Origin of the sequence: Pseudosulfitobacter pseudonitzschiae (assembly GCF_002222635.1) — a bacterium.
Lineage (GTDB): Bacteria > Pseudomonadota > Alphaproteobacteria > Rhodobacterales > Rhodobacteraceae > Pseudosulfitobacter > Pseudosulfitobacter pseudonitzschiae_A.
In genome coordinates, this window is the sequence record NZ_CP022415.1 from 2,270,800 (window position 1) to 2,296,232 (window position 25,433).

Here is a 25,433-nt window from a genome sequence, read left to right on the forward strand (position 1 = left end):
TGACCCGAGCCACGCAAAACGCCGCGTGAAGTTTCACGCGGCGTTCATTTTTTCCGATTTTTTTTCGGCAGTGCGTTTTGGCGCGGCTTTTTACAGCGCCTGTTCCACCGCAGCCGCAGCCAGAACCGCCCCAGTCGGTGCGCCCGTGGGCGAGCCGCCAAGCGGTTCGTCAGACAAGGCCAGCGTCAGGCTGGCCGCCACAGCACGCAGGTTATCAGGCAAGGTAAGCTGCCATTCGTCGTTCAGCGGCAATACACCCAGCGAAACAGGGGACGCATCGGGTGCAATCGCCCACAGCTCGGTCACGCGGCCCGCAGGCGGGGCCGATGTGCTGCTGCGCACAAGGTTCAGCAGGCCCGTTTCAGGTTGAAGTGTCACGGTCAGCACAAAGCTGCGCTGCTCTGGCGTCAGTTGCGCGGTATAGACCGGTCCGGTGGGTTGCATACGGTCGGGCGCATAGACAAACACGGCCACGGCGACCAAAGCAGCGGTGATCAGCCCGATCCACAGCGGCGGGCGCAGCCAGCGCAGCGCGTTTGCCGGTTTGGGACCAAAGACCTGCGCCATCAGTGCACGGCGCGCGGCAGCCGATGGTTGCACCGGTTCCAACGCATCCGCAAGCGCCGACAGGTCGCGTTGCCATGCGACGACTTCCTTGGCAAAATTTGCATCATCGCGCATGCGGCGGGCAGCTGTGCTTGCCTCCTCGGGTTCAAGCAGGCTCAGCGCATACTCTGCGGCCAGTGCGCGGTCTTCATCGGTGAGTGTATCTGTATCAGCCATCGGACATACACTCGCGCAATGCGATCAACCCACGGCGCAGCCATGTGCGCATGGTGTTCAGGGGTTGTTTGAATTCTTCGGCCAGTTCGGCATAACTGCGACCGTCCAGATAGGCACCGCGCACGGCGGCGGCGCGGTCGGGGGGCAGTTCATCCATGCAACCCGTCAGCTTGCGCGCCGACGAGGCGGCAACCACCTGCGCCTCGGGGCCAGGGTCGGGCGAGGCAAGCGCCAGCGCCGGATCATCCACGTCCGAGGCGAACTTGCGTTTGCGCAGCCGGTCGATGGCGGTATTGCGGGCAATCGTGATCAGCCACGTCATCGGGCTGTGGCCCGTGGTTTGATACCGTCCGGCGTGCGTCCAGATTTTGATATAAGCGTCCTGCATTGCATCCTCTGCTGAGGCCTTGTTGGACAAGACACGCAGGCAAACCGCAAGAAGTTTCGCCGAGGTGGCATCAAACAGGATTTCAAAAGCCGCACGATCACGTAGGGCGCAGCGAGAAATCAAATCTTCCAGTTCGGCATGATCCATAGCCCATATGTGTCACAGCCGTCCGGCGTTTCAACAGTTAATCGTGCCCCTGCGCCCGAAATCTGCAGGAACCCGTTGGCGGAAAGTCTCCGCTATAAAAAGCATACGGTCCAGCAAGTTGACAATGCAAAGCAATCGCCGTCTTATCTTGGGACATTCATATTCTCCATTAGAGGTTGCATCACGAACCCGCAACATCTTCACCGTTTACCGGACACTCGATCGCATGAAAGACAACGCACAGCCCCCCTCGCAATTTGATATGCGCCAGTACCTGACTTATCGGTTGGCCAAATTACAAAACGCATTGAACGCGCAGGCGGCACAGATGCTTTCGGCACACAGCAACCTTACCCTGACCGAATGGCGCGTCCTGTTCATTCTGCGCACCATGTCCACAGCCACGATGAGCATGATCGTTCAGGAAAGCCGTCTGGACAAGGCGCAGATCAGCCGCGCGGTCAAAGCGCTGGTGGAAAAGGGCTATGTCGCCACCGTTCAGGATGAAAACGACCAGCGCCGCCAATTGCTCAGCGCCACGCCCGAAGGGCGCGAGTTGAAGGACAGATTGCTGCCGGTGATGATGCGCCGTCAGCAGGCGCTGACCGATGGCTTGCAAAAGGACGAGGTCGAGACGTTTTTCAGGGTTCTTCAACAGCTTGAAGAAGTCGCCCTGCGTCGCGAATTCTAGACACACCACCGCGGGGGCTGTTGCGCCCCCGCAGCTCTGCAATCATCCCCGCAGGATACCGGGCAGGTTCAGCCCGTTTTCGCGCGCGCAGTCCAGCGCGATGTCATAGCCCGCATCCGCATGGCGCATCACGCCTGTTGCCGGATCGTTCCATAGCACATTGGCGATGCGGCGGTCGGCGTCTTCGGAACCGTCACAGCAGATCACCATGCCCGAGTGTTGGGAAAAGCCCATGCCGACCCCGCCGCCGTGGTGCAGCGACACCCATGTCGCCCCGCTGGCCACGTTCAACATCGCGTTCAGCAGCGGCCAATCGCTGACCGCGTCCGATCCGTCCTTCATCGCTTCGGTTTCGCGGTTGGGCGATGCGACCGATCCTGAATCAAGGTGATCGCGGCCAATGACGACCGGTGCCGACAATTCGCCGTTGCGCACCATTTCGTTGAACGCCAACCCCAGTTTATGACGGAGCCCAAGGCCAACCCAGCAAATACGGGCGGGCAGCCCCTGAAATGCGATGCGCTCGCGGGCCATGTCCAACCAGTTGTGCAGATGGGGGTCATCGATCAGCTCTTTAACCTTGGCGTCGGTCTTGTAGATATCTTCGGGGTCGCCGGACAATGCTGCCCAGCGGAACGGGCCGATGCCACGGCAGAACAGCGGGCGGATATAGGCGGGCACGAAGCCGGGAAAGGCAAAGGCATTCTCAAGCCCCTCTTCCTGTGCGACCTGCCGAATGTTGTTGCCGTAATCCAGTGTCGGCACGCCCGCGTTCCAGAAATCGACCATCGCGGCGACGTGGACCCTCATCGACGCGCGGGCGGCTTTCTCGACCGCCTTGGGGTCGCTTTCCTGCTTGGCGCGCCATTCGGCAACGGACCAGCCTTGGGGCAGATATCCGTGGATCGGATCGTGCGCCGACGTCTGGTCGGTGACGATATCGGGGCGCACGCCGCGTTTGACCAGTTCGGCAAAGACGTCGGCGGCATTGCCGATCAGCCCGACGCTTTTCGCCTCGCCCGCTTTGGTCCACGTCTCGATCATCTCAAGCGCTTGGTCCAGCGTGTGTGCCTTTTCATCGACGTAACGGGTGCGTAGGCGGAAATCGACGCGGGTCTCATCACATTCCACCGCCAGACAGCAGGCCCCCGCCATCACCGCCGCGAGAGGTTGCGCGCCGCCCATGCCGCCCAGTCCGCCGGTCAGAATCCAGCGACCTTTCAGATCGCCGTCGTAATGCTGGCGGCCCGCCTCCATGAACGTCTCATAGGTGCCTTGCACGATCCCTTGGGTGCCGATGTAGATCCACGATCCGGCGGTCATCTGGCCGTACATCGCCAGACCCTTTTTATCCAGCTCGTTGAAATGGTCCCAGTTGGCCCAATGCGGCACAAGGTTCGAGTTTGCAATCAACACACGTGGCGCGTCCTTGTGGGTCTGGAACACGCCCACGGGTTTGCCCGATTGCACCAGCAGGGTCTGGTTGTCTTCCAGCTGTTTCAGGGCCGCGACGATGGCGTCGAAATCTTCCCATGTGCGTGCGGCGCGGCCGATGCCGCCGTAAACCACCAACTCGTGCGGGTTCTCGGCCACATCGGGATGAAGGTTGTTCATCAGCATCCGCATCGGTGCCTCGGTCAGCCAGCTTTTGGCCGTGATCGTGGTGCCGGTATCGGGATAGACGTCGCGAAGGTTATGGCGCGGGTTGGTCATGATGTGCCTTTCAACTGGAGGGTCAGATATGTGTGGTTGGGCTTGCTGCGCGTCATGTCGTCTCGCCCCGAACAAAGCCGTGCAAATCGGCGGACGCGACCAGATGACCGTCCTTGACCAATGCCGCTGCAGCTTCGAGGCTGGGGGCCATGTAGCGGTCTTCGACCACCTCTGGCACTGCCTGGCGCAGCGTGGTGATAACCGATTGCAGGGTGGCGCTGGTCTGCAAGGGCGCACGAAAGCCGATACCCTGCGCACCGCAGATCGCCTCGACGCCAAGGATCACGTTCAGGTTTGTATTCATCCGCGCCAGCCTGCGGGCGGCATGGGCAGCCATGCTTACATGATCCTCTTGATTGGCGGATGTGGGCGTGCTGTCGGTGGTACAGGGATTGGCCAGATGTTTGTTTTCGCTCATCAGGGCGGCGGTGGTGACTTCTGCGATCATCAGACCCGAATTCAGACCCGGATCAGGCGTCAGAAAGGGCGGCAGATCGCAGCTGAGCGTCGGGTCGACCATCAGCGCCACACGGCGTTGGGCAATTGCGCCCATCTCGGAAATTGCCACGGCAATCTGGTCAGCGGCAAAGCCCACGGGTTCGGCGTGAAAGTTCCCGCCCGACACGATCATGCCGCCATCGGGGTGACTGTCATCCACCAGCACCAGCGGGTTGTCGGTGACGGCATTGGCCTCGATTTCCAGCGTGCGGGCAGCAGCGTGCAGCAGGTCCATCGCTGCGCCGGTAACTTGCGGCTGGCAGCGGATGCAATAGGGATCTTGCACACGCGTGTCGCCGTCGCGGTGGCTTTCGCGGATTTGCGATCCGGCCATCAACGCGCGCTGCGCGCGGGCAACGGCGATCTGGCCCGCATGACCGCGCAGGGTGTGAATGGCATCTTCCAAGGGTGCGGTGCTGCCCATGATCGCATCAGTGCTGAGCGCGCAGGTCACCACACTGGCCGACGCGTTGGCCCACGCGCCCCACAGCCCCACCAGCGCGCAGGCGGTGGAAAACTGCGTGCCGTTGATCAGCGCCAGCCCCTCCTTGGGTCCCAGCGTAATCGGCTGCAAGCCTGCGGCGCGTAAGGCTTCACCTCCCGCCATGCGTTGACCGTCAAAGACAGCCTCGCCTTCACCGATCATCACGGCCGCCATATGCGCCAGCGGTGCCAGATCGCCCGACGCACCGACCGAACCCTGATCGGGAATCACCGGCATCACATCCTTGGCCAGCATCCCTTCAATCAGGGCCACGGTCGACCAGACCACACCTGACGCCCCGCGTCCCAGCGACAACAGTTTCAGCACCATCATCAGCCGCGTGGTGGCGGAATCCAGTGGTGTGCCGACACCGCAGCAATGCGACAGGATCAGGTTGCGCTGCAACCGCGCAGTGTCCTTGGTGGCAATCTTGACCGAGGCCAGCTTGCCAAAACCGGTGTTCACGCCGTAAACAGCCGCCTCGCCCGCAGCCGCCCGTGCGACCAGCGCCGCCGCCGCCTCGACGCCCGCACGGGCATCGGGGGTCAGGGCCGCTGCAGGCCCATGCGCCCAGATGTGATGCAGGGTCGCCAACGTCGTTGTACCGGGTGTCAGGGTTACGTTCACAGGGTGCCTCCGAAAATGCGGGAATGTAGGGGATTAAAGCCGATGCGATAAGCAAGCTCGGCAGGTTCGGTGACGTTCCAGACCGCCAGATCGGCACGCATGGATGGCGCGATTTGACCTTGGTCGGACAGACCCAACGCCTGCGCCGCTGTGCGTGTCAGCCCCGCAAGCGCTTCGGCAGGTGTCAGGCGAAACAGCGTGCAGGCCATGTTCAGCGCCAGCAAGGGCGATGCCAGCGGCGACGATCCGGGGTTGCAGTCGGTTGCGATGGCCATCGGCACGCCCGCTTTGCGGAATGCGGCAACGGGCGGCATTTGCGTCTCGTGCAGGGTATAGAACGCACCGGGCAACAGAACCGCAACGCTGCCCGCCTGCCCCATGGCCCGCGCATCGGCGGCATTGGCATATTCGACGTGATCGGCGCTGAGCGCACCGTATCGGGCGGCCAGTTGCGTGCCGCCGATGTTCGACAGTTGCTCGGCATGCAATTTCACCGGCAAGCCGAGCGCACGGGCCGCGTCAAAGACCCGCGCAATCTGGTCCGTGTCAAAGGCGATGCCCTCGCAAAAGCCGTCCACTGCGTCGACCAGCCCTTCGGCATGGGCCGCCTGCAGCGTCGGGATGCAGACCTGATCGATATAGCCGTCAGCATTGCCCGCAAACTCGGGCGGCACCGCGTGCGCGCCCAGAAAACTGGTGCACACGGTCACGGGGCGCGCATCGGCAATCCGCCGCGCCACGCGCAGCATCTTCAACTCGGTGTCGCGGTCCAGACCATAGCCAGATTTGACTTCGATGGTGCTGACCCCTTCGGCGATCATCGCGTCGACGCGTGTCAGCGCATCGCAAAACAGGGCATCGGGCGACGCCTGCTGCGTGGCCCGCACAGTCGAGACGATACCACCACCGCTGCGGGCGATCTCTTCGTAAGACACGCCCTCAAGCCGCTGCTCGAACTCGCCCGCGCGGTTGCCGCCAAAGACCAGATGGGTGTGACAGTCGATCAGCGCAGGTGTCACCAGCCGCCCGCCCAGATCGGTTGCATCCTGTGTTTCGTGGTCGGAGGGCACATCCGCCAACACCCCGACCCAGACGATCCGGTCACCTTCGATCACGATCGCGCCGTCGTTGATCATGCCATAACCGCTTGGGGCGGTCATCGTGGCGATACGGGCATTGGTCAAAAACATAATCACGACTCACTTGTTATTTGTGCAGGTTTGTATTTATTATGTCTGCACATATTAATCTGTCAAGCGCAGCATGATGACGACATTCAAAGCACCGCTGCCGCTGGGCACTGGGCCGCTTCGGACAACCGACAGATGGCTTGCGTTGCCATCGTGACAGTCTATTGCAAGGTGCTGAAAACTTTGGGGGACGGTTTGTGACAACAGCTTTTCGCAACTGGCAGGCAGTGCAACAGGAAGTGCTGCGCCGCATCCACGCGCGCGAATGGGCACCGGGTAATCTGATTCCGAACGAGGCCGATCTTGCCGCCGAATTCGGCTGTGCCCGCGCCACGGTCAACCGTGCCTTGCGGGCGGTGGCCGAAGCCGGGTTGCTGGACCGCAAGCGCAAGGCAGGCACCCGCGTTGCCCTGCAACCGGTTGCGCGGGCCACGTTGTCGATTGCCGTGATCCGGCAAGAGGTCGAAGACAAGGGCGCGCGCTATAGCTATGCGCTGTTGGAACGCGCAGTGGTGCGCCCGCCCGCCCCCGTGCGTGCGACGTTAAACACCGCTGACGCCGCTCTGCTGCATGTCCGCGCTATGCATTTTGCCGACGGCCTGCCCTATGCGCTGGAAGATCGCTGGATCAATCCGCAGGGCGCACCGGACGTTCTGGACCAGCCGTTCGACACAACCAGCGCGAACGAATGGCTGCTGGAACACACGCCCTATACAGGCGGCGACATTGCCCTGTCGGCGCACAACGCCACACATGTCGAGGCGCAGGAACTGGGCTGTAACGAAGGCGCCGCACTGTTCGCCCTGACGCGCAACACTTGGAACGGTCCCGTCGCTGTCACCCGCGTACGGCTGCTGTTTGCCCCCGGTCACACGATGCAGGCGGATTTGTAGCTATTCCGCTGGCCAGCCGCTGATCGCGCGGACTTCCAGAAACTCTTCCAGCCCCCAGATACCGCCTTCGCGCCCGTTGCCCGATTGCTTCATGCCGCCAAAGGGTGCACCTGTGCTGCGGCGTTGTTCGTTGATCTCGACCATGCCCGAACGCACCTCGCGGGCGATGCACCGTGCGCGGGCGGGGTCGGCAGTCTGGACATAGTTTGTCAGCCCGTAATCGGTGTCATTGGCGATAGCGATGGCTTCGTCTTCGGTGTCAAAGGGCATCATCGACAGCACGGGGCCGAAGATTTCTGTGCGCATGATCGCCATGTCGGGCGTGCAATCGGCAAAGACCGTGGGCCGGACATAAAAGCCTTGATCCAGCCCGTCAGGACGGCCAAGCCCGCCCGCAACCAGTCGTGCGCCTTCGTCGATACCTGCGGCGATCAGGTTCTGGATCTTGTCGAATTGCGAGGCATTGACCACGGGGCCGATGTGCGGGGCGGCTTCGGACATTCCGCCCACGGTGAATGCCTCGGCGGTTTCTTTGGCCTGCGCCACCGCTTCGTCATAGCGCGACCGTTCGACCAGCATCCGGCTGGGCGCGTTGCACGACTGTCCCGAATTGTTGAAACAGCGCATGACCCCGTTTTGCACCGCATCAGCGTCCGCATCGGCAAAGATCATATTCGCACCCTTGCCGCCCAGTTCAAGACAGACACGTTTCACCGTATCCGCCCCTGCCCGCGTGATCGCGCGACCTGCGTCAGTCGATCCGGTAAAGCTGACCATATCCACATCACGGTGCGCCGACAGTTGCGCCCCCACACCCTGACCGTCGCCGTTCAGCATGTTGAACACGCCCGAAGGCACGCCCGCTTCGTGCAATATTTCGGCAAACAACATCGCGGACAAAGGTGCCTGTTCCGAAGGCTTCAGCACCGCGGTGCAGCCCGACGCCAGCGCCGGTATCACCTTGAGCACGATCTGCTTCATCGGCCAGTTCCACGGTGTTATCAACGCAGCCACGCCAATCGGTTCGTACAGGATACGGTCATGCGGCGTATCGGCACGCAATGGGTGGTCGAAATCGAACGCTTCGAGCGCATCCAGAAACCCTGTGAAATGCGATTTGCTGGTGCGAGCCTGTTGGGCGATCGACATCTCAAGCGGCGCGCCGACTTCGCGGCTGATCACGGCGCCCATCTCGTCCGAGCGGCGCATATAGACATCGCGGATGGCGCGGATCAGGTCCAGCCGTTGCGCTTTGGTCGATTTGCGCCAAGCGGGGAATGCCGCGCGGGCTGCAGCGACGGCGGCATCTGTATCGGCCTGACCGCCCAGTGCAATGGTCGCAAAGGGCAATTCCGTCGACGGATCAATCACCGGCTTTTCGGTTCCGGCCTTCGCATCAACCCATTGGCCGTTGATATAGAACTGACGCTTGTCCAGCATGGCGTGTTCCCTTGCGGCTGAGATCCTCAGGCGCAAATAGTCGTCGCCTCTTGCCTTGTCCAGCCACCCGCAGTGCGGTTGGTGGCAGAGGGGCCAACCAGAGACCAACTATTTTAATCGGGATTGACAATTCTGATGGATTTAGTCAGCTTTCGGGCATCTTCAAGGTCACTGCACGCCTCGCGGGCGGGCTTGGCCCAAGTCACCGAAATATCCGACCCCAAAGGACCAATGATGAAACGCCTGTTTTTGACGACCTCACTTTGCCTGACGGCCGCAGCGTCGTTCGCCGATACCCGCGCCGATGTGCTGACCACCTATGCCGACATTGCTGCTGCGACCTATGGCGACAGTCTGGCCACAGCGCAAACCCTGAAGGCCGCCGTTGACGCGCTGATCGCCGAGCCATCCGAGACGAACCTGAACGCCGCCCGCACTGCTTGGTTGGCAGCGCGCGTGCCCTATCAGCAAAGCGAGGTTTTCCGCTTTGGCAATCCGATCGTGGATGACTGGGAGGGACGTTTAAACGCATGGCCGCTGGACGAGGGTCTGATCGACTATGTCGACACCACATATGGCGGGGCCACCGACGAAAACGCCGCCGCCGCGCTGAACGTGATTGCCAACCCCGTCTTTACCCTGTCTGGCACCGAAGTGGATGCGACCGAGATCACGCCCGCCCTGCTGTCGGATACCCTGCAAGAGGCCGACGGCGTCGAGGCGAACGTGGCCACCGGCTATCATGCGATCGAATTCCTGCTGTGGGGACAGGATCTGAACGGCAACGGCCCGGGTGCGGGCAACCGTCCGTGGACAGACTATGCGACCGGCGATGCCTGCACCGGCGGCAATTGTGACCGTCGCGGCGATTACCTGAAGGCAGCAACCGATCTGCTGGTGTCCGATCTGGAATGGATGACCTCCCAGTGGGCCGACGATGGTGCCGGACGTGCCCACGTGATGGCGGACGAAAATGCAGGCATCTCGGCGATGCTGACCGGCATGGGCAGCCTGTCATATGGTGAGCAGGCGGGCGAACGTATGCGTCTGGGACTGATGCTGAACGACCCCGAAGAAGAACACGACTGTTTCTCGGACAACACGCACAACAGCCACTATTACGACGGTCTGGGCATTCAGAACGTGTACCTTGGCAGCTATACCCGCGTGGATGGCACAACCGTATCGGGTGCGTCCCTGTCCGATCTGGTGGCCGATCAAGACACGGCACTGGACACCGAAATGCGACTGAAACTGGCGGCCACCATGCGCGAGTTGGGCGAGATCAAAGCCGCTGCCGAAAGTGGCTTTGCCTATGACCAGATGCTGGAAGCAGGCAACGCCGGTGGCGAGGATCTGGTGATGGGTGGCGTCAATGCGCTGATTGATCAGACGCGGTCGATCGAACGGGTGGTCACAATTCTGGGCGTGGACGAAATCGCTTTTGAAGGTTCGGACAGTCTCGACAATCCCGGCGCTGTGTTCGAATAATCAGGCCAAGACGCGATCAGGCGGGGTGCGCAGCCGTGCGCCCCGCCTTTATTTTTTTATCGGAAACGACAGACTGCCATGGCCAAATTGCCCAGCCCCTGTATCGACGTCTGCAAATACAAGCGCGCGGGCCACTGCATCGCCTGTTCGATGACGAAACCACAGAAAAAAGCATTCAAATCGCTGAAAAAAGAAGACCAACGGCACGGGTTTGTGCAGCTGGTCATGGCCCAACAAGCGCAGATGGGCAAGTTCAGGGCGTGGCCTGCGGCCTACGAAAAGAAATGCCGCAAAAAGGGTGTATCCGTTCCGCACATTCCCGAAGACTGATCCATTGCCGGATCAGGCCAGATGCGAGCGAAGCATCCAGGCAAATTTTTCATGAACGCGTCCCCGTTCAATCGCCAGATCTTCGGTCAGCGTGTCGCCGTTTTCAGATGACACGTGTTCGACCCCCGACATGGTTGCCGACAGCTGCTCCTGCGCGTCCAGCAGGATCTGGATCATTTCCTTGTCAGACTGGTGCCCATCCTGCTCGGCGATCTTCGAGCGTTTCAACATGCCTGCCAACTGGCCTTCGGCGTGGCAGTCCAGCGCACGGATACGTTCGGCCAAATCGTCCTGAGCGACAAAGTGGTCTTCGTACATGGTCTGGAACAAGGTATGAAGCGGGCCAAAGGACATGCCTTTGACGTTCCAGTGGAAATTCTGTGCCAACATGGTCGCCACGGCTGTTTCCGCCACAGCCTGATTTAGCGCTTCCGCGATGGCTTCGCGGGCGCTGGTGCTGATCTCTGTTACGGGTTGTCCCATTGAACGTCTCCTTTAAATGTTCGCATATAATGTACTACGATCCATTGCGTCGGCAACGCGACGCACCAAAAAAGCGACCCAACGACGAAAATGGGCTGGAACGCGCCGGGTGATCAGAAAATACTCACTGTCCGAATCCTCGCGTCTGGCTGCATCAATTGCAGACAGCAACCACCGCTCGTCAAAGCTCAGCTCGGAAGAGCCGAGTTGATAGAACCGTGTGGGGCGACCAAACGCCACCGGAAGCGCGGCCAGCAATGTGTGCAATGCCTTGTCCGGGGATGCGTCAATGATCGCGCAGGCCTGCTCGACTTCCATGCGCGCCGACGCACGGCACCCGCATGCGGCAATACGCAGCAACGCCAAGGTGGCACGATCGGGTTCCACTTGGTCAGAACCAAAGGCATACCAAGGCTGAATGTGAGAGGCTTTCATGGTCAAACCCGTTTGTTTTAGTCACTTTGAACTGGACGATTCGAATTTCCGACAATATTGCTCAGGTTTATGAAGGACACAAGTTCACTCTTTCTTGCCAGCTGTTTCAGCACTGTCATGCTCTCTGCGGCTGGCGCGCAACCCGACCGCTATATCGCCATAACGGACGATCCGCATCTGGACGTGATACCGCGCACCGCAGCCGAAACCGCGCGTATCGCCAAGGTGCTGGCGCCCCCGCATGATTTCAACACACCGCAACGGTTCGAGGATCTGCCGGGCGGAGCGGCAACGGTGCGGGTCAAGCCGGACGCCGATGCGTTTTCACAACCTTCGGGCAACATCGGTTTTGAAGAGGAACTGTTGTTCAAGGTCGGCAACGGGCTGTTCCGCAAAATCTGGGTTTCATCGCCCTCTTCGACATTGGCCTCGGACGGACTGGGGCCGCTTTACAATGCGCGGTCATGCCAGCGCTGCCACATCAAGGACGGACGCGGCCACCCGCCTGCACCGGATGACGACAACGCGGTGTCGATGTTCCTGCGCATCTCTATTCCGGACGAGACTGCGGGGATTGCCGATATTCAGGACTATCTAGGCACCGCACCCGATCCGACCTATGGCACCCAACTGCAGGATTTTGCCCTGCCCGGTCTGCCTGCCGAATATCGTTTGCAGATCGACTATTCCGACCGCCCCGTGACCTTTGCCGACGGCACCACTATCGTGCTGCGCGATCCCACCTATACCGCTGCCGATCTTGGCTATGGTCCGCTGCATCCGCAGGCGATGCTGTCGCCGCGTGTTGCGCCGCAGATGATCGGGCTTGGGCTGCTCGAAGCGATCCCAGCCGCCGACATCATCGCGCTGGCGGACCCCGACGATGCCGACGGCGACGGCATTTCCGGTCGCCCCAATGTGATTTGGTCCGCCGAGTTCGACCGCCCGATGCTAGGCCGCTTTGGCCTCAAGGCTGGCGCGCCGACGGTGATGCAGCAAAGCGCGGGTGCCTTTGCGGGCGACATGGGCATTTCCAACCCGCTGTTTTCTGACCCGTTTGGCGAATGTTCGACCATTCAGGATGCCTGCCGCAAGGCGCCGCACGGAGCTGGCGATGTGCGCGGCTTCGAGATTGACCAAGAGGGGCTGGACCTTGTGGTGTACTACTCGCGCAATCTGGCGGTGCCAGCGCGGCGCAATGTGGACGACCCGCAGGTGCTGCGCGGCAAGCAGGTGTTTTACGACACCGGCTGTGCTGCCTGCCACCAGCCATCCTTTGTCACCCACCGCCTGAACGATCGCCCCGAGCAGAGCTTTCAGCTGATCTGGCCACACACAGATATGTTGCTGCACGACATGGGCCCTGGTCTGGCCGATAACCGTCCCGAAGCGGTGGCCAGTGGCACCGAATGGCGCACCGCACCACTGTGGGGGATCGGTTTGACGCAACAGGTTTCGGGCCATACGCTGTTCCTGCACGATGGTCGCGCGCGGTCGTTGATGGAGGCGATCTTGTGGCATGGTGGCGAAGCCCAACCTGCCCGTGACCGGATACTGGCCATGCCCGAACCGGACCGCGACGCCCTTATAGCCTATCTGGAGAGCCTCTGATGCGCTTTGCCATCCTCTTTGCCTTGCTACCCTTTTCTGCTTTGGCCGACGGGCGGGTTGATGCTGCACTTGACCAGCACATTCTGCCGAGTCTGGCCCGTCTGGCTGACAGCACCGCCGCGCTTGCAGGTTCTGAGGACTGCGCACCCATCGCGGCATGGGCGCAGGCATCGGACGCTTGGCAGGCGGTATCGCACCTGCGCTTTGGCCCCACCGAAGTGGACATCCGCGGCTTTGCGCTGGCGTATTGGCCTGACCCGCGCGGCGCAACGCCCAAGGCGCTGAACACCTTGCTGGGTGATGCGGCCCCCGCTGTGGCTGATGCATCGGTGGCAGGGCGCGGGTTTTATGCGATGGAGTTCCTGCTGTTCGATCCGGCCTATCCTGCCAGCGAAACGCGGTGCGCGCTGATGCATGCACTGGCCGATGACGCCAGCGCAACGGCCACGGCCATAGCGCAGGACTGGACCGACCGCTATGCCGCTCTGCTGCGTGACCCGTCCAACCCGACCTATCAATCCGATACCGAAGCCTTGCAAGAGCTGTACAAGGCCTTGCAAACGGGCCTTGAGTTTACCTCGGACACCCGCATCGGGCGCCCCTTGGGCAGCTTTGACCGCCCCCGCGCAGCCCGCGCCGAAATGCGCCGGTCGGGACGGTCCCTCAACAACGTAGTGGTGTCGCTGACCAGCCTGCAACAATTGGCGCAGGCCTTGGCATCGCAAGACCCTGCGCTCGCGCGTGAAATAGACGCCGCATTCGACGTTGCATTTGCCCGCGCCGACGAGATCGCCCGGATCGACGGCGGCGCTGATTTCAGTCTGGTCGATCAACCGCAAAACCGTCTGAAGCTGGAAGTTCTGCAACAGAACATCGACAGCATCCGCGACCTGTTGGCAATGAAACTGGGGCCGCAACTGGGCGTAAGCGTCGGCTTCAACTCTCTGGACGGCGATTGACATGGCCAACCGCCGTCAGTTCCTTGCAGGGCTGTTGGCCTCTGGCCTTGCCCCTGTACCCACATGGGCCGACGCGGGCAGCCCCGCCTATCTGTCGGCGGCCCGTCTGCCCGACGGGCGCTATGTATTGACCGGACTGGACCGCGCAGGCACCGAGCGTTTTCGCATTCCGTTGCCCGATCGCGGCCATGCTGCCGCCGCTCACCCCACACGCCCCGTTGCAGTGGCTTTCGCCCGCAGGCCGGGTCGCTTTGCCTTGGCGCTGGATTGCCGCGATGGCACGGTTCTGGCGCAATTGGACAGCCCCGAAGGGCGGCATTTCTACGGTCATGGCAGCTTTGACGCGACGGGCCAATATTTGTTCACCACCGAAAACGACTATGATGCTGGCGCAGGGCGAATTGGCGTTTGGGACGTGCAACAGGGCTTTGCCCGCATCGGCGAATTTGCCTCGGGCGGTGTCGGTCCGCATGACATCAAGCGGCTGCCTACGGGCGGCTTTGTCGTTGCCAACGGCGGCATCGACACCCATCCCGACAGTGGACGGCTGAAGCTGAACTTGCCGACCATGCGGCCCAATCTGGCATATCTATCCGAAGACGGCGATCTGCTTGAGGTGGTCGAACCTGAGCAGCACCTCGCCTCGACCCGTCATCTGGCCGTGCGCGGTGACGGGCTAGTGGCGGTGGGGATGCAATGGCAGGGCGACGTGGCGCGCGCACCTGCTCTTGTGGCGCTACACCGGCGCGGTGGACCGTTGCAGCTGCTGGGGGATGCTTCGGCGCTGGAAGGTTACGTGGGCAGCATCGCCTTTTCCGGTGATGGCACGCAGGTGGCAATTACGTCCCCCCGTGGCGGCACGCTTGAAGTATTCGACGTAAAGACACGCGCACTGGCTCAGCGACTGGCCGAGGCGGACATTTGCGGCGTGGCCGCGGCACAGGATGGATTGCTGGCGACCACCGGACTTGGCCGCGTAATCCATGCCGACAACAAAGCGCGGACACTGAACGCAGCCCAACTTGCCTACGACAACCACCTTGTGGTGATTGCTCAACCGGGCTGAACAGAACAACAGACGGGTTTGCCGTGTCGGTCACACTATAATGGGGCTTTTTGCACTGGTATTGTCCGCGGCAAACACGAACAAACGCCGGTGCAATAATCAGGCACGGCCCCCTGCCCTGCAAAGCCAGCCGTGTGCTGACACCATTTTCTCCAGAACAATGCGGCTGTGCACGAAGGGATAGATATCGTTCTGACCGATGGACCGGTTCACATGGTTCAGCGCCAGACCATATGCCCCCGCCGTTTCGATCAGGGCCTTGGCGCTGGATTCGGCATAGGCGTCGTATTTGAGGTTGTTCAGGACCGGAAGCGTCAGCCCTGCCTCGACCGCGCTGTCAAGCATGTCGGTCAGGTGCATCACATGCGCCGATGTCTCTGCCCAATCCTCGTGCGCGTGGGCCGAAGCATAGGGCGTGATAAAGCGGTTGTTCCAGTCGGCAGGCGCGCCGTTGGCATAGTGACGTTTAAGCGCAGCACCGTAATCCGCCTGCGGATCATCAAAGACCCGACCGAAGCGGGATGCAAAATCGGGGTGATCGACGGCCAGACGTTCGTACAGGAAATGCGCGATCTCGTGCCGAAAGTGGGCTGTCATGGTGCGCAACCGTTCGCTCAGCGCCTCGCGGCGGCGGACCTCTTCGATGGGATCGGCTTCTGCCAAATTGATGGTGACCAGTCCGTTCTGGTGACCCATTATGACGTTGGTACGGCCTTTGGCGGTGTCCTCGGACAGCAGATGAAAACGCGGGTTCGGCCCCTGATCGGCATCGGTGAACCAGCCCCAGCGGCCCAGCGTCGCCAGCACCCAACGCTTGGACGCCTCGGCGCGCGACCACAGAGCCAGATTGTCGCCCTGTTCGATATCGGGCACCACTTCAGTCATGGCACACGACCGGCAAAGGTCCGTGTCGCCCTGCTCGGCCACCCAGTTGCAGCCGATCCGCGACCGGTTGGCACAGCTTTTCCTGCCAGCGAAAAAGCCATCTTGTTCAGGATCATAGACCAGTGTGTTGCCGCAAATGCAGCGCAGGTTCGAGAAGTAAGCGGTGGCCTTGCAGTTGGGGCAGGCATGAATACGCATTGCGTGTGGTCCGTTCTAAAAGGCCGTCTTGGCGGTGTCCCTGCCGTTTGACAGGGCGAAGGGATCAGGGCGGTATTTGCGCGTGCGGCGCGGGGTCTGGGCAGGTGGCGCTGCTCAGGTCACCACTTTGACATCAACAGACTGTACGGTGGTCTGGTTCCCTGCCGATCGCAGATGGCCGATATCGGGGCTGACATCGGCGTAGTCGCGCCCGTAACCCACAACGATGTGATCCGTACCCACGACGCAGCGGTTGGTGGGGTCGTACTCCACCCATCCCAACGCCGCACCGCACCACGCCTTGACCCAGGCGTGCATGGCATCGGCCCCTTCCAGACGGGTGCCCCCCTTGGGCGGCAAGGTGCGCAAGTAGCCGCTGACATAGCCTGCGGGAATGCCGAGAGACCGCAGGGCGAGGATCATGATATGACTATAGTCCTGACAGACCCCGCGTTTCTGGATAAAGGCATCGACCGGATTGGTGTCCACGGTGGTGGCTGTCGGATCAAAGGTCATAAGCGCGTGCAGCGCCTCGCCCAGCCGCACGACTGTGTCCGCAACACTTTCTGCATCGCGGCGGATGCTGTGGGCAAAGGCCGAGATTTCGGAGTTTGCAGCCAGACGCGGCGACGGGCCCAGAAAATGCGTGGGTGACAGCGGCCCCATTTCGCGCAGGTCCGCCAGTTCGACCGCCAGTTGCGCCGCGTCCAACGGAAAGTCCAGCAACGGCGCGGGCGCTTGCACCGCAACCCGGCAGGCCATCGAAATCACCATTTTGCTGTGCACATCCGCATGAACAAAGGTGGTGGTCTGGTTGCCAAAGAAATCAACGCTGTCGAACTGCTCGGACGGTGACGGCGTGATCGTCAGCATCGACAGCTTCAACTGCTGGCGCTGGCCCAGTGCGCGCGGCACCACACGCACCACATGCCGCCCGTTTCCTGCAGGCAAATGATAGGTGTGGGACAGGGACAGGCGGATATCATATTCCATTGTCACACCAGATAGGCTTCGGTCAGCGCGTCGGACAGCGCCCATAGTTCGCGTTCGATCTTGTCAAACAGCTTGGGCGTCAGCCCGTCGGTGGTGATGGTTGCCAGTTGGGTGTCCAACAGCAAGATGCGTCGCGCCACATCGCCCAGAACCGCGCCGCCCGTCTGGCCCGGAAGCTCTTTGATCTGCTCGTTGGCGCGGGCGACGTGAAACCGGATCGAGCGCGGGTTGTAGGTATCCAGCGCCAGCATGTGAAACACCGATGCGATGTCTGCCACCACCGAGAACCGCGCGCGGTGCGACACAATGCTGTCGCCCAGTTCCAGCGCAAGATTCAGCGCGCCATCGGGCGCATCCTTGTGCCCCAGTTCGCGCAGCACCCGCGTCATGCCGGCCGCCCTTTCAAGTGAAGTGCCGAGGCTGAGAAAGCGCCACCCGTGCGAGCGATACATGTTCTCGTGCACCAAGCCGGAAAACCCGGTGATCTTGCGCAAGAGCAGGCTGATTTCCGACAGAATTTCGTCCGGCTCGACCTTTTCCGCGCGCAGACGGTCCACGTCCGACACAATGTCCTTAAGCGCCTTCATCCCGTCGGGCGAAAAGCGGTCACCGATCTTGGTTGCGGCCTGCAACGCCTGATACAGTGGTGTTTCAAACCGTCCGGCCATCGTTGCCACGTCTTGGGCCACGCCGTACATCAGATGCTTGCGGATATAACGCAGGATCGGTGCATCGTGGCGCACGCCGTCACTGACGCGGGCGAAATAGGCGCGGAACAGGCGCACGTTGAATTCGGCGCGTTCGACGTTGCGCCCGACCCAGAACAGGTTGTCGGCGGCGCGCGACGGCAGCGCCGCTTCCGAGAAGGCGCGCGCGGGCGCATCGGCTTTGGGCGTCAACAGGCTGGTTTGCGGCACTGGCGTGTCGGATACGATCCACACGTCGGCCACCTGCCCGCCGCGCTGCATTGCCAACGCCTTGGGGTCGTTGCCACCGCTGACGCGGGCATAGCCACCGGGCATCATCTGCCAGCCGCTGGCCGTGCGTACCAGAAACACCCGCAGACACATTGGCCGCGCCACAAGCTGGTTGTTTTCGTAGACCGGCGTGGTCGACAGGGTCACGGTCTCTTGCCCCACCAGTTCGCGCCCTGAGGTCTGCAACAGTTTGATCACATGATCGGGAAAACTGCCCTGTTTGTCCGCATCGAACACGAACATGCTTGGATCCGCCATCAACGGCACGGTGGAAAAGGCCGAGCCCACCATCATCTGTTCGCAATGTTTGATCACATGATCGCGCTCGGCGGCATGGCCACACCACCACGTCGCGATATTGGGCATAATCAGGGGTTGGCCCAGATGCTGCCGCGCAATCTTGGGCAGAAAGGCCATCAATGCGCGGGTCTCTAGCAGGCCGGCACCTTCTGCGTTCAGGGTCCGCAGCGTGCGCCTGCGCAGTGCGTCCAGCAAGCCCGGCGTGCCAATCAGCGATCCCGCATCCAGTTCCAGCGGGTCGATCATCGCCGCAGGGACACGGTTCCAAAGCAGGCTCAGTGGTTTTGGCCCCGAGACCGTGCGCACCATCGCCTGACCGTTCGAGACGATCAGATCCTCGCCCTCGACCAGCAAAAGACCCAGATAGCGCGCCAGATAGGTGTGTTCAGCATAGTGCTGGTTCATCGGTCCGGGGCTGAGCATGGCGATCTGGCCCGCGCCCTTGCCCTTGAGGTCGAACAGACGCTGCTGGATTGCCTGAAAAAAACCTGCGATACGATGCACGTTGGAATTGCTGAAAAAGTTCGGAAACACACGCGACAGGGCCACGCGGTTTTCGATGGCAAAGCCGGTGGTCGAAGGTGTTTCCACCAAATCGCTGATGACCCACCATTTGCCATCCGGACCGCGCCCGATCTCGAAAGACAGGAAATTCAGAAAGGGTTCGGATTTGGGTTGGACGCCCATCATCGGGCGCAACCACGCAGGATTCTGACCCAACAGTGCTGCGGGGATCTGACCCGAGCGGACCAGATCGTTCGCGCCGTAGAAATCCCGCACCACATATTCCAGCAGGTCGGCACGCTGAACCAGCCCTGCGCCGATCTCGGCCCATTCGCTTTCGCCCAATACCACCGGAATATGACTAAGCGGCCATTCGCGTTCGGACGACACCGTGTCGTCATACTGACGATAGAACACGCCCGCCTCGCGCAGATACTGGTCGCCACGGGCAAAGCGGTGGGCCAACCCTTCGGTGGTCAACCCGCCAAGGTGGTCCATCAGGTCACGCCATGCAGGTTTCACTGCGCCGTCCACGCCGATCATCTCGTCGTGGACGCCCGGTTGTGTGGCGTAGTTGGCAAGCAAGTCATTGCCTGCCACGCCTGTGTTTATTTGTCTGCTGGCCATATCCGGCTGACTACAACCCCGCGCGTCTCCGCAGGTCAAGCGTCAATGGGAACTCGGGGTGTGGTATTTCCGATGGTGGCGTAAAGGCACCCGTGGTGTGACCCAGCGGTTCGAACCGCGACAAGCGCCGCGCTTCGGCCTCGTTTCCGTTGACCGGGAACGTGTCAAAGTTACGCCCGCCGGGGTGTGCCACATGATAACGGCACCCGCCAAGCGATCGGCCTGTCCACGTATCGTAGATGTCAAAGGTCAGCGGCGCGTCAACCTCAAGCACTGGATGCATCGACTGCGCAGGCTTCCACGCCTTGTAGCGTACTGCCGCCACACGCGACTGCGGCGCACGGGTCTGGGCCAAGGGCACGACCCGCTGGTTGGCGGTAACCTGATAGCGGTCGGGGTTTGCGCCCGTCAGTTTGACCTGCAATCGCTCGACCGAGCTGTCGGTATAGCGCACAGTACCACCAATCGCGCCGGTTTCCCCCAGCACATGCCATGGCTCAAGTGCCTGACGCAATTCCAGTGTCAACCCTTCGTAAGTGACCTGACCGCAGAACGGGAAACGGAATTCGGCCTGGGCCTCGAACCACATCGGGTCCAACGCCATATCGTGCGCCTGAAGGTCGTCGAGCACTTCGAGGAAATCGTCCCAGATAAACTCGGGCAGCATGAAGCGGTCGTGCAACTGCGTACCCCAACGGGTCAGTTTACCGCTGATCGGGTCATCCCAGCACCGTGCGATGATCGCGCGGATCAACACCTGCTGCGCAAGACTCATGCGTGGGTTGGGCGGCATCTCGAAGCCGCGGAATTCGACCAGACCCAAGCGGCCCGTCGGACCATCGGGCGAATACAACTTGTCGATGCATATCTCGGTCCGGTGGGTGTTGCCGGTGACGTCAATCAGGCTGTTGCGCAACAAACGGTCGGTCAGCCAAGGTGGTGGCACATCGCCCTTTTCTGGCGGCCATATCTGGTCCAGCGCGATTTCCACCTCGTAAAGTTGGTCATGACGCGCCTCGTCGATGCGCGGCGCCTGACTGGTCGGGCCGACAAAGGTGCCCGAAAACAGATAGGACAGACTGGGATGACGCTGCCAGAAATGGATCAGGCTTTTCAGCAGATCTGGACGGCGCAAAAAGGGGCTGTCGGCGGGTTTGGAACCGCCGACAACCACATGATTACCACCGCCGGTGCCCGTATGGCGTCCGTCGATCATAAATTTGTCCGCGCCCAGACGGCACTGGCGCCCCTGTTCATAAACGATCTCGGTTGTGTTCACACATTCACCCCAAGTGGACGCAGGGTGAATATTAACCTCGAGCACGCCGGGATCGGGGGCCACGCGGATCACGTCGATACGCGGATCGCCGGGCGGGCTATACCCCTCGATCAGCACCTTGTGGCCGGTCGTTCTGGCCGCTGCTTCGGTCGCAGCGATCAGTTCAAGATAATCCTCCAGCGTTTCCACAGGCGGCAGGAAGACGCACAAACGTCCGTCGCGCGGCTCGACCGAGATGGCGGTGCGCACGGCGCCGCTCAGATCGCCGTCCTTGGCCATTGTTTGTTCCACAACCTCCTGCCCTGCAGTGGCATCGGTGCGGTGCGCGACAGCCTGCGGGCGCGCCGCGATGTCAGCGGGGTTGGCCAGCGGTGCCCGCTCTTCCATCGGGTCTTGCGGATTGATGAAGGGAAAGTCGGTCTCGGGGATATGCGGCAACGTTCCCAGCGGCAGACGATAGCCCACAGGGCTGTCACCGGCGACCAGAAAAACCTTGCCGCGGCGCATGTTCCAGACTTCGGACATCCAGCGGCTTTCGGCACGCGCCTGCCAACGCTGCACCGGCAACACATATCCGGCAGGTGTGGTCAGACCACGTTCGAACACCCGCGCGATACGGGCGCGCTCTTCGGGATCTTTCAGCTTGTTGTTTTCGGGTGTCACATTTTCCGGCAGGCTGGCCTCTTTGATAATCCAGTCGGCAGGATCTTCGAAAGCGGGAAGCACGTTTTCCTGCGGCACGGCCAGATGTTCGGCGATACTGTCCAGCAATGCCTTGGCGTCTTCGGGGCCAACGTCCTCGTTGGTATCTTCGCGGGCCAACAGGTCGGGATTGTTCCAGATCGGCTTGCCGTCCTTGCGCCAGTACAGCGAAAAGGTCCAACGCGGCAGCGTCTCGCCCGGATACCATTTGCCCTGTCCGTAGTGCAGCAGCCCACCGTTTGAAAACCTGTCTTGCAAACGGCGGATCAATTTGTCGGCCAGCACCCGTTTTGTGGGGCCAACAGCATCCGAGTTCCACTCGGGGTTTTCAAAGTCGTCAATCGACACGAATGTCGGCTCGCCGCCCATGGTCAGACGCACATCGCCATCCTCAAGCCGTTTGTCGATCTTCTGGCCCAAGGCGTTCAACGCGTCCCATGACGCATCCGAGAACGGCTTGGTGATGCGCGGATGTTCGGCTGTGCGCTTGACCTGCATGTCAAAGGAAAAAGCAACCTCGGCAAAACTTGCAACGCCCGTGATTGGTGCGGCATTGGCGTAGTGCGGAGTCGCGGCCAGCGGAATGTGGCTTTCGCCCGCCAACAATCCCGAAGTCGGGTCCAGACCGATCCAGCCCGCACCGGGCAGGTAAACCTCGACCCATGCGTGCAGGTCGGTAAAATCATGGTCTGTACCCGCAGGCCCGTCCAACGCGACGAGGTCCGGTTTCAACTGGATCAGATAGCCCGAAACAAAACGCGCGGCTATCCCGAGATTGCGCAGAATCTGCACCAGTAACCAACTGCTGTCGCGGCACGACCCGGAGGCGCGGCCCAGCGTGACTTCGGGCGTTTGCACACCGGGTTCCATGCGAATTTCATAGTTGATTTCGTTGGCCAGCCGCATATTCAACGCCACTAGAAAGTCGATCGTAACCATCTTGTCGCGCGGCACCGATGTCAGGAATTGCTGAAGCAACGGGCCCGCAGTTTCGGTTTTTAGGTAGATTGAGAGGTCATCCGCGATCTCTTCACCGTATGTAAACGGAAAATCCTTGGCGCTGTCTTCGACGAAGAAATCGAACGGGTTATAAACGGACATATCCGCAACCAGATCCACCTCGATCTTGAATTCCCGAACCGGTTCGGGAAAAACCAGCCGCGCCATCCAGTTGCCATAGGGGTCATGCTGGTGGTTCACGAAATGCTCTGATGGAGAGACCGACAAAGCGTGCGAAATCACTCGCGTGCGTGAATGCGGCGCAGGCCGCAGACGGATAATTTGCGGCCCGAGCGTGACGGGGCGGTCATACTTATAATGCGTCAGGTGATAGATGCTTGCGGTGATCGACATGAAAGTCTCCTTTCGCGCACCATCGCGCCGCGCTTGGGTCGCAGCAACGTCTAACATGCGGTTTCGCGGATAATGTAGCTCTACCAGGCTGCAATTGCGACCAATCGCTTGGAAACAGGGCAAAACCTTGCGTTACGCACGTGGGCGTTATTGCGATCTGCCCAACAAAAGGTACGCTCTATCGGCAATTTCACAAAAAGAGGTGAGGCGCCCAATTGCAGGCATCTTTACGGTTTTAAAGTCATTGGCGGCCGAAGTTGTGAATTGGCCCCCCGGATACCGCGATGGTTTGGGCCAAGAAAACAATCCCGGGTTGGACGATTTGAAACCGGAATTGCGAATGTCCAAAGCCGACCATATCATTGCCCGCGTCTCGCCCGACCGCAAGATCATGTCGATCAACGAACGGTTTTGCGGCTTGCTGGGCGTTGAAGCGTCCGGATTTATCGGCACGGAGTATGAACAGATCGTGCGCAAACAAGACCACAACAGCGACGAATTCGCCAAGATATGGCACGCAGCAAAGCCGTGCAACCGCAGTAAGGTTGATGCGCTCAAACGGTTTTATGTGCTCAGTTACTGCGTTTGGTGCATCGGATTGATGATGAATCTGTCTGACGCAGAAGTCCAGATCTTGCAGATATTTTCGTAGCGCGTGAGCGCCGTTGAGGGACTTGAGCCGAAGTGCAAGGTTGTAAGCGGCCATGGAGTCGGCGAGGTACGTGCGCAGTTGATCATGGCTGTCGTAATGGCATCGCTTTCCTGTCGCCTCCTTGATCATGCGGTTCATTCGTTTGGCCTGACCATTGGACCACGGAAGGTTTGGCTTGGTCAGTCGATGCTCGATCCCATTTGCCTCGCAGATCATGTCGAACCGCATCTGCCGCGAAAATGTTGTGCTCGGATTATGTGACCGCTTGGCGGACTGGATGCCGCTCACAATCAGGATCGTATGGATACGGAACGGACGGTTGGAGAGCATAGGGACAATCATCCAGCGGCAGCAGTGTGTGCCGCCGGAATGCGGCGATCATTGTCTCGTCCGCTTCGGTCAGAACGGTCGAACGCGACTCCCTCGGCCCGGTCTTCAAATCCGCGACCGTCGCACGTTTGCGCCATTTCGCGACGGTCTTGGGATTGATACCCAGTTCCTTGCTCAACTGCGCGAGCGAAGATTTCCCCTTTCGGACCATTACTGCCCAATGCACTGCCGGACAGTGGAACCCTGTATTGCGGCTCTGACGGCGGGCATGGCCGTGGCGCTTTCGTGACGAACTTGTCCCGCTATGCTTCCTTCCATTCCTGCGAAAGGATCGCCCCATCAAACCGTGGGATCAAACATCTTATGTGTCCCGTCTCTGCTATATTCGGCCCGTCGTCGGCCCCGGCCAGGGCCAACGACGGGGTAGGATACAGCGCTGAACACCTTGTGGCCTGACCACGTGCGCTAGCCGGCTGATCCTACCTCTCCTCACCGTCTCGAACAATTGACGGCGGCCCGTTCGTGGGACCGCGAAGCATAAGGAAGAGAGAGTGACATGATAGCAGCAATTAATGTGATCGGGATAGATGTGTCCCGCGACTGGTTGGACGGATTTCGTCTTCCTGGCCTGCAGAGGTTTCGCTTGGCCAATTCACCAGAAGGGCATGAAGAACTGATTTCGATGATCTGTCAGATGTCCGAACTCGTTCAGGTCGGGTTTGAGGCAACCGGCGGACAGGAATGGGCATTGTGGGCCGCGCTTGTCGAGGCGGGGGACGAGGCGCGGCAACTTCCTCCCGCCCAGATCAAGGCTTTTGCCATGTCGCGGGGTACACGGGCCAAGACGGACCGGATCGATGCAGAACTCATCGCCCATTTCATGATGTTCCGGCCCGAGGCCGGGCGGACGTTGCCAAGTGATAACTTGCGTGTTCTCAGGGCCCTGACGACGCGACGCGCTCAGATCGTCGAAATGCGCAAGCGGCTGACGGCGCAGATCTCGGCACGCAAGAAACAAGGCATCCCCGCAGACATCGAGGATCTCGATGCCGAATTGAAAGCCATGCTGGATGCTCAAATCAGCGACCTCGAGCAGCGCATCAACCGCGCCATTTCAAGCGAAGAAACGTCCGCCACCAAAGCTCACCTTCTTCGTTCCATTCCCGGCATCGGCCCGGTTTCTGCAGCCATGTTGATTGCGGAGATGCCGGAGCTCGGCCGCATGACAGCAGGCGAGGCTGCAGCCATGGCGGGCTTGGCGCCAGTGCCTCATGACAGCGGCGCAATGCGAGGCAGGCGGGCAATCGCTGGAGGACGACGGGCACTGCGACACGTCCTCTTCTAGGCAGCACTTGCCGCCGCATGCCACAACCCGCTGCTGAAGACAGTGGCAAAGCGCATGAA

At 60.9% G+C, this 25,433-nt stretch carries 21 protein-coding genes and 1 pseudogene; 9 read left to right on the forward strand and 13 right to left on the reverse strand.

The window, feature by feature from the left end; genetic code table 11:
* Nucleotides 1-90: 90 nt before the first annotated feature.
* Nucleotides 91-783: an anti-sigma factor gene (locus SULPSESMR1_RS11020; RefSeq protein ID WP_089420866.1), complete on the reverse strand. Its 693-nt coding sequence runs from the start codon at nucleotides 781-783 to the stop codon at nucleotides 91-93.
* Entirely contained in the window at nucleotides 776-1,318 is a 543-nt protein-coding gene (locus SULPSESMR1_RS11025; protein ID WP_089420867.1) for a sigma-70 family RNA polymerase sigma factor, read from the reverse strand. Before SULPSESMR1_RS11025 ends, SULPSESMR1_RS11020 begins: the two co-directional genes overlap by 8 nt.
* Nucleotides 1,319-1,544: 226 nt before the next feature.
* Between SULPSESMR1_RS11025 and SULPSESMR1_RS11030 the strand changes: the two genes are divergently transcribed.
* On the forward strand, nucleotides 1,545-2,009 hold the full coding sequence (locus SULPSESMR1_RS11030; RefSeq protein ID WP_157729005.1) for a MarR family winged helix-turn-helix transcriptional regulator: 465 nt from the start codon (nucleotides 1,545-1,547) through the stop codon (nucleotides 2,007-2,009).
* 42 nt (nucleotides 2,010-2,051) lie between these two features.
* On the opposite strand, the gene hutU is transcribed toward SULPSESMR1_RS11030, so the two are convergent.
* Genes hutU through hutI form a run of 3 tightly spaced genes read right to left on the reverse strand, consistent with a single transcriptional unit; the run spans nucleotide 2,052 to nucleotide 6,521 of the window.
* Nucleotides 2,052-3,722 (reverse strand): urocanate hydratase, encoded by a 1,671-nt coding sequence (hutU, locus tag SULPSESMR1_RS11035; RefSeq protein WP_089420869.1) that lies wholly within the window; start codon nucleotides 3,720-3,722, stop codon nucleotides 2,052-2,054.
* Nucleotides 3,723-3,774: 52 nt separating this feature from the next.
* Nucleotides 3,775-5,331 (reverse strand): histidine ammonia-lyase, encoded by a 1,557-nt coding sequence (gene hutH / locus SULPSESMR1_RS11040; protein ID WP_089420870.1) that lies wholly within the window; start codon nucleotides 5,329-5,331, stop codon nucleotides 3,775-3,777.
* Nucleotides 5,328-6,521 carry an imidazolonepropionase gene (hutI, locus tag SULPSESMR1_RS11045; protein ID WP_089420871.1) on the reverse strand — a complete coding sequence of 398 codons (1,194 nt, stop codon included), beginning with the start codon at nucleotides 6,519-6,521 and terminating at the stop codon, nucleotides 5,328-5,330. Before hutI ends, hutH begins: the two co-directional genes overlap by 4 nt.
* 197 nt (nucleotides 6,522-6,718) lie before the next feature.
* Here hutI and SULPSESMR1_RS11050 point away from each other — a divergent pair, with 197 nt between their 5' ends.
* Nucleotides 6,719-7,414 carry a GntR family transcriptional regulator gene (locus tag SULPSESMR1_RS11050; protein WP_198362786.1) on the forward strand — a complete coding sequence of 232 codons (696 nt, stop codon included), beginning with the start codon at nucleotides 6,719-6,721 and terminating at the stop codon, nucleotides 7,412-7,414.
* On the opposite strand, the gene SULPSESMR1_RS11055 is transcribed toward SULPSESMR1_RS11050, so the two are convergent.
* Nucleotides 7,415-8,854, reverse strand: coding sequence for an aldehyde dehydrogenase family protein (locus tag SULPSESMR1_RS11055; protein ID WP_089420872.1), 1,440 nt, complete (start codon nucleotides 8,852-8,854; stop codon nucleotides 7,415-7,417). It lies immediately after the preceding gene.
* A 234-nt stretch (nucleotides 8,855-9,088) separates the two neighbouring features.
* On the opposite strand from SULPSESMR1_RS11055, the gene SULPSESMR1_RS11060 reads away from it, so the two are divergent.
* Both SULPSESMR1_RS11060 and SULPSESMR1_RS11065 read left to right on the forward strand, forming a co-directional pair.
* Nucleotides 9,089-10,345 carry an imelysin family protein gene (locus SULPSESMR1_RS11060; RefSeq protein WP_089422285.1) on the forward strand — a complete coding sequence of 419 codons (1,257 nt, stop codon included), beginning with the start codon at nucleotides 9,089-9,091 and terminating at the stop codon, nucleotides 10,343-10,345.
* 78 nt (nucleotides 10,346-10,423) lie between these two features.
* Nucleotides 10,424-10,675, forward strand: coding sequence for a DUF1289 domain-containing protein (locus SULPSESMR1_RS11065; protein WP_089420873.1), 252 nt, complete (start codon nucleotides 10,424-10,426; stop codon nucleotides 10,673-10,675).
* Between the two features lie 12 nt (nucleotides 10,676-10,687).
* On the opposite strand, the gene SULPSESMR1_RS11070 is transcribed toward SULPSESMR1_RS11065, so the two are convergent.
* Nucleotides 10,688-11,158 carry a Dps family protein gene (locus tag SULPSESMR1_RS11070; RefSeq protein ID WP_089420874.1) on the reverse strand — a complete coding sequence of 157 codons (471 nt, stop codon included), beginning with the start codon at nucleotides 11,156-11,158 and terminating at the stop codon, nucleotides 10,688-10,690.
* Between the two features lie 12 nt (nucleotides 11,159-11,170).
* A complete protein-coding gene (locus SULPSESMR1_RS11075; protein WP_157729006.1) occupies nucleotides 11,171-11,599 on the reverse strand; it encodes a hypothetical protein in 429 nt (142 codons plus the stop codon).
* A 111-nt stretch (nucleotides 11,600-11,710) separates the two neighbouring features.
* On the opposite strand from SULPSESMR1_RS11075, the gene SULPSESMR1_RS11080 reads away from it, so the two are divergent.
* Genes SULPSESMR1_RS11080 through SULPSESMR1_RS11090 form a run of 3 tightly spaced genes read left to right on the forward strand, consistent with a single transcriptional unit; the run spans nucleotide 11,711 to nucleotide 15,229 of the window.
* Nucleotides 11,711-13,204: a di-heme oxidoredictase family protein gene (locus SULPSESMR1_RS11080; protein WP_240311490.1), complete on the forward strand. Its 1,494-nt coding sequence runs from the start codon at nucleotides 11,711-11,713 to the stop codon at nucleotides 13,202-13,204.
* Nucleotides 13,204-14,163 carry an imelysin family protein gene (locus SULPSESMR1_RS11085; RefSeq protein WP_089420877.1) on the forward strand — a complete coding sequence of 320 codons (960 nt, stop codon included), beginning with the start codon at nucleotides 13,204-13,206 and terminating at the stop codon, nucleotides 14,161-14,163. Before SULPSESMR1_RS11080 ends, SULPSESMR1_RS11085 begins: the two co-directional genes overlap by 1 nt.
* A 1-nt stretch (nucleotide 14,164) precedes the next feature.
* Nucleotides 14,165-15,229 (forward strand): DUF1513 domain-containing protein, encoded by a 1,065-nt coding sequence (locus SULPSESMR1_RS11090; protein ID WP_089420878.1) that lies wholly within the window; start codon nucleotides 14,165-14,167, stop codon nucleotides 15,227-15,229.
* Nucleotides 15,230-15,328: 99 nt separating this feature from the next.
* On the opposite strand, the gene SULPSESMR1_RS11095 is transcribed toward SULPSESMR1_RS11090, so the two are convergent.
* From SULPSESMR1_RS11095 to SULPSESMR1_RS11110, 4 genes are all read right to left on the reverse strand, one after another.
* Entirely contained in the window at nucleotides 15,329-16,312 is a 984-nt protein-coding gene (locus SULPSESMR1_RS11095; protein ID WP_089420879.1) for a zinc-binding metallopeptidase family protein, read from the reverse strand.
* Nucleotides 16,313-16,426: 114 nt separating this feature from the next.
* A complete protein-coding gene (locus tag SULPSESMR1_RS11100) occupies nucleotides 16,427-17,305 on the reverse strand; it encodes a transglutaminase family protein (RefSeq protein WP_089420880.1) in 879 nt (292 codons plus the stop codon).
* A 2-nt stretch (nucleotides 17,306-17,307) separates the two neighbouring features.
* Nucleotides 17,308-19,713 (reverse strand): circularly permuted type 2 ATP-grasp protein, encoded by a 2,406-nt coding sequence (locus SULPSESMR1_RS11105; RefSeq protein WP_089420881.1) that lies wholly within the window; start codon nucleotides 19,711-19,713, stop codon nucleotides 17,308-17,310.
* 10 nt (nucleotides 19,714-19,723) lie between these two features.
* Nucleotides 19,724-23,047: a DUF2126 domain-containing protein gene (locus SULPSESMR1_RS11110; RefSeq protein WP_089420882.1), complete on the reverse strand. Its 3,324-nt coding sequence runs from the start codon at nucleotides 23,045-23,047 to the stop codon at nucleotides 19,724-19,726.
* Nucleotides 23,048-23,387: 340 nt separating this feature from the next.
* On the opposite strand from SULPSESMR1_RS11110, the gene SULPSESMR1_RS11115 reads away from it, so the two are divergent.
* Nucleotides 23,388-23,699 carry a hypothetical protein gene (locus SULPSESMR1_RS11115; protein WP_157729007.1) on the forward strand — a complete coding sequence of 104 codons (312 nt, stop codon included), beginning with the start codon at nucleotides 23,388-23,390 and terminating at the stop codon, nucleotides 23,697-23,699.
* Here SULPSESMR1_RS11115 and SULPSESMR1_RS11120 read toward each other — a convergent pair.
* Nucleotides 23,624-24,347, reverse strand: a pseudogene (locus SULPSESMR1_RS11120) (integrase core domain-containing protein). The gene SULPSESMR1_RS11115 and the pseudogene SULPSESMR1_RS11120 overlap by 76 nt on opposite strands.
* 238 nt (nucleotides 24,348-24,585) lie before the next feature.
* Here SULPSESMR1_RS11120 and SULPSESMR1_RS11125 point away from each other — a divergent pair.
* Nucleotides 24,586-25,374 (forward strand): IS110 family transposase, encoded by a 789-nt coding sequence (locus SULPSESMR1_RS11125; RefSeq protein WP_198362787.1) that lies wholly within the window; start codon nucleotides 24,586-24,588, stop codon nucleotides 25,372-25,374.
* Nucleotides 25,375-25,433 lie beyond the last annotated feature (59 nt).